The sequence below is a fragment of the Bradyrhizobium diazoefficiens genome, assembly GCF_016616885.1.
GTDB classification, from domain to species: domain Bacteria; phylum Pseudomonadota; class Alphaproteobacteria; order Rhizobiales; family Xanthobacteraceae; genus Bradyrhizobium; species Bradyrhizobium diazoefficiens_F.
This window is the reverse complement of sequence record NZ_CP067102.1, coordinates 5,515,811-5,529,193: the sequence shown is the minus strand read 5'-3', so window position 1 is coordinate 5,529,193 and position 13,383 is coordinate 5,515,811. Positions and strand designations below refer to the sequence as shown.

The 13,383-nt window shown below is 65.1% G+C and carries 10 protein-coding genes and 1 riboswitch; of the genes, 8 read left to right on the top strand and 2 right to left on the bottom strand.

Going from position 1 to position 13,383, the window contains the following annotated elements:
- The first annotated feature begins 6 nt into the window (after positions 1–6).
- Positions 7–1,059, top strand: coding sequence for a nicotinate-nucleotide--dimethylbenzimidazole phosphoribosyltransferase (cobT, locus tag JJC00_RS25870; protein ID WP_200468700.1), 1,053 nt, complete (start codon positions 7–9; stop codon positions 1,057–1,059).
- On the opposite strand, the gene JJC00_RS25865 is transcribed toward cobT, so the two are convergent.
- Positions 1,060–1,632 carry a histidine phosphatase family protein gene (locus JJC00_RS25865; RefSeq protein WP_200468699.1) on the bottom strand — a complete coding sequence of 191 codons (573 nt, stop codon included), beginning with the start codon at positions 1,630–1,632 and terminating at the stop codon, positions 1,060–1,062. It abuts the gene before it with no gap.
- Positions 1,633–1,705: 73 nt separating this feature from the next.
- Positions 1,706–1,907: riboswitch (cobalamin riboswitch) on the top strand.
- Positions 1,908–2,023: 116 nt separating this feature from the next.
- Here JJC00_RS25865 and JJC00_RS25860 point away from each other — a divergent pair.
- Together JJC00_RS25860 and JJC00_RS25855 are read left to right on the top strand one after the other, a co-directional pair.
- Complete coding sequence (locus tag JJC00_RS25860; RefSeq protein ID WP_200468698.1) at positions 2,024–4,381, top strand: TonB-dependent receptor; 2,358 nt, start codon at positions 2,024–2,026, stop codon at positions 4,379–4,381.
- Between the two features lie 12 nt (positions 4,382–4,393).
- The gene (locus JJC00_RS25855; protein WP_200468697.1) at positions 4,394–5,821 is read left to right on the top strand and encodes a PepSY domain-containing protein; all 1,428 of its coding nucleotides are present in this window, start codon (positions 4,394–4,396) and stop codon (positions 5,819–5,821) included.
- Between the two features lie 52 nt (positions 5,822–5,873).
- Here JJC00_RS25855 and JJC00_RS25850 read toward each other — a convergent pair whose 3' ends face one another.
- Positions 5,874–7,007 carry an MFS transporter gene (locus JJC00_RS25850; RefSeq protein ID WP_200468696.1) on the bottom strand — a complete coding sequence of 378 codons (1,134 nt, stop codon included), beginning with the start codon at positions 7,005–7,007 and terminating at the stop codon, positions 5,874–5,876.
- Between the two features lie 246 nt (positions 7,008–7,253).
- Between JJC00_RS25850 and JJC00_RS25845 the strand changes: the two genes are divergently transcribed.
- The 5 genes from JJC00_RS25845 to JJC00_RS25825 all read left to right on the top strand — a co-directional run bounded on the left by JJC00_RS25845 (position 7,254) and on the right by JJC00_RS25825 (position 13,381).
- Positions 7,254–8,186, top strand: coding sequence for an N-carbamoyl-D-amino-acid hydrolase (locus JJC00_RS25845; protein ID WP_200468695.1), 933 nt, complete (start codon positions 7,254–7,256; stop codon positions 8,184–8,186).
- A 60-nt stretch (positions 8,187–8,246) separates the two neighbouring features.
- Positions 8,247–9,716 carry a dihydropyrimidinase gene (gene hydA / locus JJC00_RS25840; RefSeq protein ID WP_200468694.1) on the top strand — a complete coding sequence of 490 codons (1,470 nt, stop codon included), beginning with the start codon at positions 8,247–8,249 and terminating at the stop codon, positions 9,714–9,716.
- Between the two features lie 181 nt (positions 9,717–9,897).
- On the top strand, positions 9,898–11,502 hold the full coding sequence (locus JJC00_RS25835) for an ABC transporter substrate-binding protein (protein WP_200468693.1): 1,605 nt from the start codon (positions 9,898–9,900) through the stop codon (positions 11,500–11,502).
- A gap of 17 nt (positions 11,503–11,519) precedes the next feature.
- On the top strand, positions 11,520–12,461 hold the full coding sequence (locus JJC00_RS25830; RefSeq protein WP_200468692.1) for an ABC transporter permease: 942 nt from the start codon (positions 11,520–11,522) through the stop codon (positions 12,459–12,461).
- Positions 12,458–13,381: an ABC transporter permease gene (locus JJC00_RS25825; RefSeq protein ID WP_200468691.1), complete on the top strand. Its 924-nt coding sequence runs from the start codon at positions 12,458–12,460 to the stop codon at positions 13,379–13,381. Before JJC00_RS25830 ends, JJC00_RS25825 begins: the two co-directional genes overlap by 4 nt.
- Positions 13,382–13,383 lie beyond the last annotated feature (2 nt).

The window sequence follows — 13,383 nt, the reverse complement described above, 5'->3', positions numbered from 1 at the left end:
GGCAGCATGCTCCCCGAATGGGTCTACCAGCAGTGCCCCGAGATCTCCGTGGTCCACCGCGAGGCGGCGATCGCGCGGCAGGCGCAACTGACAAAGCCGACCGGCGCGCTCGGCCGGCTGGAGCAGCTCGCGATCGAGCTGGCCGGCCTGCAGGCGACTGAACGCCCTCGCGCCGCACGGGTGCCGATCATCGTCTTCGCCGGCGATCACGGCATCGTCGCGCAGGGCGTGTCGGCCTATCCGCAAGGAGTGACCATCGCGATGATGGCGAATTTTGCCTCCGGCGGCGCCGCAATCTCGGTGCTGGCGCGCGAGCTCGGCTCGACCCTCGAGGTCGTCGACGCCGGAACGCTGGCGCTGGAGCAGATGCCGGGCATCATCACGGACAAGCCGCGCCACGGCACCCGCGATTTCAGCGTCGACGCTGCGCTCACGCCCGCCGAACTGGCATTCGCCTTTGAGGCTGGCCAGCGCGCAGTGGCGCGAGCGGAGGCCAATCAGCCCGATCTCCTGATCTTCGGCGAGATGGGCATCGGCAACACCACGGCCTCGGCGGCGATCGCAGCAGGCCTGCTCGGCATCAGCGCCGAGGAAATTGCCGGCAACGGCACCGGTGTCGATGCGGCGGGTCGTGCGCACAAGGCGCGCGTGATCGATGCCGCGATCGTGCGCCATGGTGTTGCGGCTGCGGCGCCCGAGAAGATCCTGTGCGCCGTCGGCGGGCTCGAAATCGCGGCGATCTGCGGCGCGATCATCGCAGCCGCGCAGGCGCGCATTCCCGTGCTGATCGACGGGTTTATCGTGTCGGTCGCGGCGCTCGCGGCGGTGCGGCTGAACCCGTCGTGCCAACCGTTCCAGCTCGCCTCGCATCAATCGGCGGAGCAGGGGCATCGGCTGGTGCTGCGGGCGCTGAACGTGCAGCCGTTGATCAGCCTCGATCTCAGGCTCGGCGAGGGATCGGGCGCCGCGATCGCGCTGCCGCTGGTGCGATCGGCCTGCGCGCTTCACAACGACATGGCGACGTTCGCGCAGGCCAATGTCCCGGATCGACCGGCCTGATCAGGCCATGCGCTGATTGACCGAGACGACGCGCCAGCCGGTCGCGAGCCGATCGATCCGGGTCAGCGACAGCGGATCGATCACGAAGCGCAAGGCTGCCTGCGGCGTCAGATCCAGTGCGATGCAGAGCGCTGCGCGGATGGTGCCGGAATGCACGACGAGCGTCGCATGACCTGCGCCGATCCGCGCAAGACCTAGCCGGACCTGCACGACCTGATCTTCAAAGCTCTCTCCATCAGGCGGCCGTCCGCGCGACGGATCGCTCCAGAATTGCGCATAGGCCTCGCCACCGCTCGCGGCGAGCTCGTCATGCCGCCGGCCCGTCCAGTTGCCAAAATCCTGCTCTCCCAACTCGGCCACCAGCTCGGGCGCGAGTCCCAGCGCGCACGCCGTCTCGACCGTGCGCCGCGCCGGGCTGGCATAGCCCGCTGCATCCCGCGGCAGAAGCCCGCGCAGTGCCTCGAGCTGCGTGCGATCGCGAAGGTCCGCCGGCGCATCGGTCGCATGGATGGTCCCCGCGACGCCGTCGACGGGGGCATGCCGTACCAGCCAGAGGAAGGTCTCGCTTCCCATGCAGATCTCCCAAGGAAGTTGGCCGCTGTGGCGATATCGCCGCAACAGGCACATTGACTCTGTCTTCGCCGTAATCCTACATGGCGATGACGGTTTCCCCGAGAGGGGATGAAAAGGGAATGCGGTGCGGGGACATTGTCCCCAATGCCGTAGCTGCCCCCGCAACTGTAAGCGGTGAATCCTTCGTCAGAAGCCACTGGGTCCTCGGTCCCGGGAAGGCGACGAAGCGGTCACGACCCGCGAGCCAGGAGACCTGCCGTCAGCCGTGGTCACACGCGAAGATGTCGGTCGGGGAGTACAGACATTCGGCTTCATCGGAAGGCTTATAAGCCGGAAGATGGGACTTGGTTCGCGGTGACGTGCCACTGACGTCACACCGAGGTCCAAGACCGTGTCTTCTCTCCGTATTGTACGACCGCGCCATTTCCTGCTGGCGTCGGCCGCTCTCACATCTTTTGTCGCCATCGACATGCCAGCCGCCTTGGCGCAGCAGACCCGCGAACCCCTGCCGCCGGTGGAGGTGTCGCCCCCGCAATCCCGCAAGCAAGCCAAACCGGCCGGCCGGGATACCGCAAGCATGCGCCGCGCGGCAGCGCGCAGACCTGGCGCAGCACCGGCCGGGCCAAAGCCGGTCGTGCCGAACGCGGCGGCGCCGACGCCGCTCAACAGCAACGCCGTCGCCGAGAGCGCCTCGCGCCTCGGCCTGACCGTGCGCGAGACGCCCGCGACCGTCGAAGTGATCTCCGCCGAGACCATGCGCGAGCAGGGCTACCGCACCGTCTCCGACGTCGCGCAAGGCGCGGTCGGCGTCACCGCCGGCGACAATCCCGCCGAGCCTTCAGCTTTCTCGATGCGCGGCTTCACCAACAGCCAAATCAATACGCTCTACAACGGCATCAAGATCGGCCCGCAGAACATGACCTCGCGGATCATGGACACGGCCAATCTCGAAGCCGTGGAGATCCTGAAGGGGCCGGCTTCGCTGATCTCTGGCGAGGGCGCCGCCGGCGGCGCGATCAACTTGGTCACCAGGCAGCCGCACACCGGGCCGATCCGGAACGAAGCAGACTTTTCCTGGGACTCGCTCAATTCGTTCCGCGCGCATTACGGCTCAGGTGGCAGCACCAATGTCGAGGGCCTCGACTACCGCTTCGACGTCAGCCGCTCGACGCTCAACGGCTTTGCCGACGACACCAACACCAAGACGCTCGACGTCTCCGGCCAGCTCGACTATCGCGTCTCCGACAGCCTCAAGGTCTGGGGCGCGATCGAATATCGTGAGGACCGCTCCAAGGCCTATTGGGGCGCGCCATTGGTGCCGGTGGCCTTCAGCGGCTCGCATGCGACGGCTGGCATCGTCTCGGGCACTTACATCTCGAGCTTCAACCCGTCAGCGCTCGGGCCGATCACGATCGACGATCGCACGTTCAACACCAACTACAACGTCCTCGATAATCGCAACGTCGCACAGGAAGTCTGGCTACGCGGCGGCTTCGAGCTGAGGCTGGCGCCCGACCTGACGCTGAAGAGCCAGGCCTACGCCTATGGCGCGGAACGCTCGTGGTTCAACAACGAGGTCGAGGCATTCAACACCGCGACCAACACGGTGGACCGCAGCCGTTTCTATGTCGCGCACAGCCAGCGCCTCGTCGGCAACATCACAGACCTGACCTGGGATGCGAACATCGCAGGCTTCGACAATCGCCTGGTTACGACGCTGTCGTCGAGCTATCTCGATTTCGTTCGGCCGGGTGCTGCGAATTTTCCCGGTGATTCCGTTGATCTCGTCGATCCTAACCGTGGGTTCTATGGCCTGCTGACCACCAAGCAGCAGACCGCGCGTATCGACAACGAGGCGCTGTCGCTCGAGGACCGGCTGAAGCTGACGCGGACCTTCGCGCTGATCGGCGGCTTGCGCGTCGAGCGTATCGGGCTGGATCGCAATTCGACCGACGTTAACGGCCTGGAGAACGCGAATTTCCCGTTCTCGAAATCCTGGGCACCGGTGACCGGCCGCATCGGCTACACCTGGGAGGCCGTTCCCAGCCTGACCTTCTTCAGCCAATACGCCACCGGCGCGGACATCTCGGCCAACAACATCTTCCTGCTCGCTCCGACCCAGCCGCTCGACCTGACGACCGCGCGCACCTACGAGACCGGCGTCAAGCATGTGTTGTGGGACAACAGGGCGGAGTGGTCGTTTTCGGCCTACGACATCCTGCGCAAGAACGTCTATGCGGCGGCCGGCGGCATGCAGCTCAACATCGCCGGGCGACAAGAGTCCAGGGGTGTCGAGCTTGCAGGATCGATCCGCCCGATCGAGCCTTTGCGTCTGTGGGGCAACATCGCCTATGTCGATGCGCGCTATGCCGACTACGACTTTGCCGGCGGTTCGTTCTCCGGCAATACGCCGCCGAACGTGCCGCGCATCGTCGCCAATGCCGGGGCGTCCTGGCGCTTCTTCACGCCCTGGCCGGTGGAGGTCGGCATCACCGGCCGCCATGTCGGCGACCGCTACAACGCCGACGCCAATACCGTGACCATGAACGCCTATACGGTCGGCGATGTCTACGCCTTCGTCGATATCCCCAAGACGGTCTTCAATGCGGTCGACCAGGCCCGCCTGACCTTCCGGGTGCGCAACTTCACCGACAAGCGCTACGCGATCTGGGGCGACCCGTTCTATCCCGACCAGGTCCTGCTGCGCGCGCCGCGGACCTACGAAATCTCCGCGGCGTTCAAATGGTAGGGCGCTGATCCCATGATGGGCGCGATCGTCCTCTCACACCGCTGGCTCGGGATCGCGTTCTGTCTCCTGTTCGCGATGTGGTTCGCGAGCGGAATCGTGATGCACTTCGTTCCGTTTCCGTCGCTGACGGAAGCGGAACGCCTTGCCGGGCTCGCGCCGGTGGAGCGTGCCCAGGTGGTCATTGGTGTGACCGATGCGGTGGCGTCCAGCGGTATTGCCGGGGCCACGCGCGTTCGCCTCATCCAGCGGAGCGACGGGCCCGTCTATATCGTGTCGGGAGCCGTGCTGATGCGCGCGGTGCATGCGTCCGACGGACAGGACGCCACGGTTACGTCTGCTGGTGTTGCACTGGCCATTGCGCAGGCTCATGCCCGCAACCGCGGAATTGATGCCGCACAAGCCGGCATCGTTGCGCGCCGGAACTACGATCAATGGACGGTGCCGAATGGCTTCGATCGTCACCGGCCGTTATTCCGCGTGGCTCTTGGCGATGAAGCCGGCAGGGAAGTCTATGTCTCGTCGCCGACCGGTGAAGTCGTTCTTGATACGACGCGCAGCGAGCGCGGATGGAATTGGGCCGGCAGCGTCCTGCACTGGATCTATCCCACGGTGCTGAGACGCGACTGGCAGCTCTGGGATCGCGTGGTCTGGACATTGTCGCTGTTCGCTTCGGTCTCAGCCTTGCTCGGTGCGGTGCTCGGTATCGTACGGATCAAGCGACGAGGAGGGGTGCTGGGCTCGCCTTACCGCGGCTGGCACGCCCTGCATCACCTGATAGGCCTCGCGGCGACGATCTTCGTGCTGACGTGGATTGTCAGCGGCTGGCTGTCGATGGATCACGGCCTGCTGTTCTCGCGGGGACAGCTGACCACCGGAGAAGTCGGCGAGGTGGACGCCGCGCCGGATTGGAGGACGGTCTCATCGCTCGGATCGATGCCGTCGCCGGCTCGCGAGATCGAATGGTTCGCCTTCAAGGGAGATCTCTATCGTCGCGATCGGACCAGCCTTGCAGGCCAGATTTTGACCAGAGCGGGTGAGCCACCCCGTAGCGGTCAAACCGGATTCTTGAACGCGCAGGAGATCGCCAGCTTGATCGCGCGTCTCGCGTCCGGATGCGGCGCGCCGGTCGTGCTTGCGGATAACGACGACTATCTGGCTCAATCCGTCGTCCCCGGCGCACCGGTCTACCGCGCCCGCTGCGGCGACCTCTGGTTTGATATCGACGGCGCCGATGGCCGCGTGCTGCAAAGGCTCGATGCATCGCGCCGCGCCTATCGCTGGGCCTACAGGGCCCTCCACACGCTGGATTTCCCGGTCCTCATGGCGCATCCGCGCCTGCGCGATGTCCTGATCGTCGGGCTCAGCGCACTTGGGCTGATGTTCTCCATCACGGGTATCGTGATCGGCTGGCGGCGTTTGCAGTCGAAATTTTCAACCTGAACTGCATGACGCGCATGGCAAGGTGCGTCACCGCAGGCTGTGGCGCGCCTTTCTATTTTGCGGTGACGGCGCGCGCGGACAGCGTGACGAGGCACATCAGCGCCGCGAGCATCCAGAATGCCGCCGGCAGCCCGGCGGCGTGGGCGATAAAGCCGATGCCGGCGGGGCCAACCAGAACGCCGGCATAGCCGGCGGTGGTGATTGACGCTACCGCGAGCCCCGTGGGCATCGCGGTCTGCATCGCCGCACCACGGAACAGCACCGGCACGAGGTTCGATGCGCCGAGGCCGATGAGCAGGAAACCGGCGATGGCAACGGCCGCGCTTGGCGCGAGCAACAGCACGGCAAGGCCTGCGACGGCAAGCAGGCTTCCACCGACCAGCGTTGTGCGGTCGCCGATACGCGCCACGACGGCATCGCCGCCGAGCCGGCCGGCAGTCATCGCGATCGAGAACACGATATAACCGATCCCGCCCTGGGCCTCGCTGACGAGGCCCTTGCCGATGACGAGCAGTGCGCCCCAGTCGAGCATCGCGCCTTCGATCAGGAAGGTGACGGCCGCCAGCAGCGCCAGCAGCAGCACGATGCCATGCGGCAGCACGAACAGCGGCCCCTCTTGCGCCTGCGCCCGGCGCAGCAGGCGCGGCCAGGCGAGCGCCATCGCAATCAGCATCAGCACGGAGCAGATCAATGCGCATGCGAGCGATCCAAGATGAAACGACAACAGCGCTGTCATCACCGCCGATCCGGCAAAGCCGCCAATGCTGAAGAGCGCGTGAAAGCCCGACATCAGCGGTTGTCCTGCCGCGCGTTCGACCTCGACGGCATGAATGTTCATGGCAACATCGATCGAGCCGAGCGCCGCGCCGAATGCGAGCAAGGCCATTGCCAGTGTCACCGGCGTGCCTGCGATGACCAGCAGGGGCAAGGCCAGGGCGAGACCGATCCCGCCTGCGATGATGATCGGCTTGGTGCCGTAGCGTGCGCTCAAAATGCCGGTCGCGAGCATCGCGACGACCGAGCCGATACCGAGGCTGAGCAGCAGCAAGCCAAGGACCGCGTCATCGACCGCGAGCCGCTCCTTCGCGAACGGCACCAGCGGCGCCCAGGACGCCATGCCGAAGCCGGCGACCAGGAACGAGAGGCGCGTGGCGAGCCGCGTCGCCGGCCGGTCGGCTGATGTCATTCGTGAAGCTCCGGAGCGGATTGGGGGAGAAGAGAGTGGCGCAGTTATAAACCGAGGCGAGGAGAGAGGTTCCGCATGCTTGTAGCCCGGATGGAGCGGCTTGTCCGCAGAACGAGGTCGCGGCATGAAAGCTGCTTGGCTGGAAAAACGGCGCGAGGCTGCGTTATGCTGCGTGCGCCGGCACACCCTGAAGCTGCGATCCCCCCAGCCTCGCCAAGAAATATGCCAAAAATCAGGAACTCGCTGATGCGTATCGTCAATGTTGCCGCCGCCCAGTTGGGCCCGATCCAGAAGGCCGACAGCCGCGAGGCCGTGGTCAAGCGCATGATCGCGCTGATGGACGAAGCCAAGGCCAAAGGCGCCGACCTGATCGTCTATCCGGAGCTGGCGCTGACGACGTTCTTCCCGCGCTGGTACGTGGAGGACCGGGCCGAGTTCGACAGTTGGTTCGAACGCGAAATGCCAAGTTCTGCAACCAAGCCGCTGTTCGAGCGTGCGGCGAAGCATCAGATGGCAATGAATTTCGGCTATGCCGAGCTGACGCCCGACGGCCGCCACTTCAACACGGCGATCCTGACCGACAAGTCCGGCAAGATCGTCGGCAGATATCGCAAGGTCCATTTGCCCGGCCATGCGGACTACGACACCAATCGGTCGCACCAGCATCTGGAGAAGCGGTATTTCGAGCCGGGCGATCTCGGCTTCAACGTCTGGCGGGAGCTCGGCGGCATCATCGGCATGGCCATCTGCAACGACCGCCGCTGGCCGGAGACCTATCGCGTCATGGGCTTGCAGGGCGTCGAGATGGTGCTGATCGGCTACAACACGCCCTCAGTGAATGCGGAGCGAAGCGAGGAGGGCGTCGAGAAGCGCCTGTTTCACAACCGCCTCTCCGTGCAGGCCGGCGCGTATCAGAACGCGACCTGGGTGGTCGCGGTGGCCAAGGCTGGCGTCGAGGACGGCCACGCGTTGTTTGGCGGCAGCCTGATCGTCGATCCCGACGGCGAGATCGTTGCCGAAGCCAGGACCGAAGAGGACGAACTCCTGGTCTATCCCTGCGACCTCGATGCCACCACCTTCGGCAAAACCACGATCTTCAACTTTGCGCAGCACCGCCGCATCGAGCATTACGGCCTGATCACCAGCCGCACCGGCGCAGTGCCGCCGCCGGAGAAATGATGCCGATGGTCTTTCTGCAAATCGGCGATCATTTTGCTCAGGCCTATCATGGAGTGTCGCATGACTGAACCCACTTACGATCTGATCATCCGCGGTGGCCGCGTCGCGACCACGACCGATGTGTTCGAGGCCGATGTCGCCATCTCCGGCGAGACCATCGCAGCCATCGGCCGCGGGCTTCCGCCCGCCAAGCGCGAGATCGACGCGCGGGGCAAGCTGGTGCTGCCCGGCGGCGTCGACAGTCACGCGCATATCGAGCAGCTGTCTGCCGCCGGCATCATGAATGCCGACACTTTTGAAAGCGCGACCGTGTCGGCGGCCTTTGGCGGTACGACCACGGTGATTCCGTTCGCGGCCCAGCACGTCGGTATGAAGCTGCCGCAGGTGGTGGAGGACTATCATGCGCTGGCAAAGAAGAGCGCCGTGATCGACTACGCCTTTCACATGATCATCGCGGACGCGACCAAGGAGACGGTCGAGGAGCACATTCCGGCGCTGGTCAAGCAGGGACACGCCTCGATCAAGATCTTCATGACCTACGACCGGCTCAAGGTCGACGACGAGCCGCTGCTCGACATTCTCCTCGCCGCACGCCGGTCCGGCGCGATGTTGTGCGCCCATGCCGAAAATCATGGCATCATCGCCTGGATGGTCAAGCGGCTGCTCGCGCGCGGCTACACGATGCCGAAATACCACGCCATCAGTCATGCGCGCGTCTCGGAGGCGGAAGCCTTCACCCGGCTGATCGGCATGGCGGCGCTGATCGATCAGCCGATCATGATCTTCCATGTCTCGACCGCCGAGGGCGCCAAGGTCATCCGCGACTCGCGCGGGCAGGGGCTCAAGGTGTTTGCCGAGACCTGTCCGCAATACCTGTTCCTCACGGCTGATGATCTCGACAAGCCCGGTGCGGAAGGCGCCAAGTGGATGTGCAGCCCGCCGCCGCGCACGTATCAGGACCAGGAGGCGCTGTGGCAGGCGCTGTCGCTCGGCGATCTCCAAACCATCTCGTCGGACCACGCGCCGTATCGTTACGACGAGACCGGCAAGCTGCGCGCCGGCCCCAATCCGAACTTCAAGCAGGTCGCGAATGGCCTGCCGGGACTGGAGCTGCGGCTGCCGCTGCTGTTCGACGCGATGGTGTCGAAAGGACGGCTCGGCCTTGAAAAGTTCGTCGAGCTGACCGCGACCGCGCCGGCAAAGATCTACAATCTGCATCCGCGCAAGGGCTCGATCGCGGTCGGCGCGGATGCCGATATCGCGATCTGGGACCCCAATCGCGAGACCACGATCGCGGATGAGATGATGCACGATCTCGCCGGTTACACGCCGTTTGCGGGCCGCAAGCTGAAGGGGTGGCCGGTGTCCGTGCTCTCGCGCGGCCGCGTGATCATTGACGGCGACAAGTGCCTCGCCAGCGCCGGCAGCGGCAAATTCCTGGCGCGGAGTGGCGGCGAGGCGGCAAAGCCGACCGGCCGGCTCGTGGCGGACATGGATCCTGAGCGGAATTTCGGGGCAAAACTGCTGTGACCGGGCCAGCCCTGGCAGCCGCTTCTTGACGCCCGCTCCTGCGGTCCTGGCCGGCAAAAGGCGATGAGATCCCGCTGGCGAAGGTTCGTTTACTGGCATACCATTTGCACGCTAATGGGCTCGCTTTCACCTGCCCTTGGCCAATGAACGGCCGGTATCACGGCACTACTGGGAGGACTTCATGGATCGCAGGACCGTATTGAAGGGACTGGCTGGCGCGGGCGGTCTGGCATTGTCCGGTGGCCTTTCGGCGCCGGCGATCGCGCAAGGCGCCTCCGCCCGCACCTTGCGTTTCGTGCCGCAGGCCAATCTCGCCAATTTCGACCCCATCTGGGGCACGCAGTATGTCGTGCGGAACGCCGCAGCGCTGGTCTGGGACACGCTTTACGGCATCGACTCCTCGCTTCAGCCGCAACGTCAGATGGTCGAATCCGAGGAAGTGACCGACGACGGCACGACCTGGACGTTCAAATTGCGGCCGGGCCTCAAATTCCATGACGGCGAGCCCGTCTTGAGCAAGGACGTCGTCGCGAGCCTTTCGCGCTGGGCGGCGCGCGATCCGATGGGCCTGATGATCAAGGCGCTTCAGCAGGAGCTCACGGCGGTCGACGATCGCACCTTCAAATGGGTGCTGAAGCAGCCCTTCCCGAAGATGCTCTACGCGCTTGCGAAGAACAATTCGCCCTGTGCATTCATCATGCCCGAGCGCATCGCGCAAACCGATCCGTTCAAGCAGATCGGCGACTATGTCGGCTCCGGACCGATGAAGTTCGCCAAGGGCGAATGGGTCCCCGGCGCAAAGGCCGTGTTCGAGAAGTTCGCCGACTACGTGCCGCGGCAGGAGAAGGCGTCGTGGCTCGCCGGCGGCAAGCAGATCCTGATCGACCGCGTCGAATGGATCGTGATGCCGGATGCAGCGACCGCAGCCGCCGCGCTGCAGAACGGCGAGGTCGATTGGTGGGAGAGCCCGATCGCCGACCTCGTTCCGGTCCTGAAGAAGAACAAGAACATCAGCGTCGACATTGGCGATCCCCTCGGCAATATCGGCTCGTTCCGCATGAATTTCCTGTATCCGCCGTTCAACGACGTACGCGCCCGACGCGCGGTGCTGATGGCGATGAGCCAGGAAGACTATATGCGCGCGATCATCGGCGACGACAATTCGCTGTGGAAGCCGCTGCCCGGCTTCTTCACGCCGGATACGCCGCTCTACAGCGAGATGGGCGGCGAGATCCTGAAAGGCAAGCGCGATCTCGACGCGGCCAAGAAGCTGCTCGCCGAGAGCGGCTATTCCGGCCAGCCGGTAGCATGCCTCGTCGCGCAGGACCAGCCGATTACGAAGGCGCAAGGCGACGTCACCGCGGATCTTCTCAAGCAGCTCGGCATGAATGTCGACTTCGTCGCCACCGATTGGGGCACGGTCGGCTCCCGCCGCGCCGCCAAGACTCCGCCGGGGCAGGGCGGCTGGAACATGTTCCACACCTGGCACGCCGGCGCGGACTGCATCAATCCCGCGCCCTACACCGCCATTCGCGCCAACGGCGACAAGGCCTGGTTCGGCTGGCCGACCAGCGCCGGCACGGAGAAGGAAGTCACGTCCTGGTTCGAGGCCAAGAACCTCGACGAGGAGAAGGCCGCGATCGGTCGTCTCAACAAGGCGGCGCTCGATGACGTCGTCTACGCGCCGACCGGGTTCTTCCTGAGCTACACGGCCTGGCGCAAGAACGTCTCCGGTATCACCAAGGGACCGTTGCCGTTCTTCTGGGGCGTATCGAAGACCGCATGACCCTGCGCTGAGGCCAGATGCTCTCCTATATCCTCCGGCGCATCGTCGCCACCTTGCCGGTGATGGCGATTGTTGCACTGTTCGTGTTCAGCCTGCTCTATATCGCGCCGGGTGATCCCGCCGTGGTGATCGCGGGCGACCAGGCGAGCCCGGAGGATGTGGAGCGCATCCGCCAGGGCCTCGGCCTCGACCGTCCCTTCCTGATCCAGTTCGGCAGCTGGGTCTGGCGCATCCTGCATGGCGATCTCGGCACGTCGATCTTCACCAATCTGCCGGTGTCCGCGATGATCGGGCAGCGTCTCGGACCGACGCTGTCGCTGATGACCGTCACGCTTCTGCTCACGATCGTCGTCGCGGTGCCGCTGGGCGTGGTCGCGGCATGGAAGGCGGGAAGCTTCATCGATCGCGCCATCATGGCGTTCGCCGTGTTCGGCTTCTCGCTGCCCGTCTTCGTCGTCGGCTATGTCCTTGCCTACATCTTCGCGCTGGAGCTCGAATGGCTTCCCGTGCAGGGCTATACGCCGCTCACGGAGGGCTTCTGGCCGTGGCTGCAAAACCTGATCCTGCCGGCGATCGCGCTCGGCTGCGTCTACATCGCGCTGGTTGCGCGCATCACCCGCGCCACCATGCTCGAAGTCCTGCAACAGGACTATATCCGCACCGCGCGCGCCAAGGGGATGGGGCAAGGCGGCATCCTGTTCATTCACGCATTGAAGAATGCGGCGGTGCCGATCGTGACCGTGATCGGGATCGGCATCGCGCTCCTGATCGGCGGCGCGGTCGTGACGGAAAGCGTGTTCGCGATCCCCGGTCTCGGCCGCCTCACGATCGATGCGATCCTGCGCCGCGACTATCCGGTCATCCAGGGCATCGTGCTGCTGTTCAGCTTCGTCTACGTCCTCGTCAATCTGATGATCGACGTCACATACACGCTCGTTGACCCGAGGATCCGCTATTGACCGATACGACCGTCAACCCGCAGTCGCTCCCCGCCGGCTTCGTTCTCGCGCCGCAACTGCCGGAGATCCTGCGGCCGGTCATCATCCGGCGCGGCTTCATCGGCTTCCTGCGCGGCCATCCTACCGTCGCGATCGGCGGCGCGCTGCTGCTCGCGCTGGTTCTGATCGCAATCTTTGCGCCCTATCTCGGGACAGTCGACCCGACCGCGCTCGCGCCCGCCAAGCGGACCCGCGCACCGTCGGCCGCTTTCTGGTTCGGCAGCGACGTGCTCGGCCGCGACATCTATTCGCGCGTGCTCTTTGGCGCGCGGGTCTCGCTCACGGTCGGCCTGTCGGTTGCGATATTGGCATCTGCGGCCGGGCTCGCCATCGGGATTGTCTCCGGCTTCATTCGCTGGGCGGACGGCATCCTGATGCGATTCATGGACGGCCTGATGTCGATCCCGCCGATCCTGCTGGCGATCGCGCTGATGGCGCTGACGCGCGGCAGCGTCGGCAACGTCATTCTGGCCATCACCATCGCCGAGATCCCGCGCGTCTCGCGGCTCGTCCGAAGCGTCGTGCTGTCGCTGCGCGAGCAGCCCTATGTCGACGCCGCGGTCGCTTGCGGCACGCGTACGCCGATGATCATTCTTCGCCATATCCTGCCCAACACGCTCGCGCCGATGCTGGTGCAGGCGACTTACATTTGCGCCAGCGCCATGATCACGGAGGCGATCCTGTCCTTCATCGGTGCCGGTACGCCGCCCACCATTCCGTCCTGGGGTAACATCATGGCCGAGGGCCGCGCGCTGTGGCAGGTCAAGCCCTATATCGTGTTCTTCCCGGCGGCCTTCCTCTCCGTCACCGTGCTCGCCGTGAACCTGCTCGGCGACGGCCTTCGCGATGCGCTCGATCCGCGCATGGCCAAGAGCCTGTGATG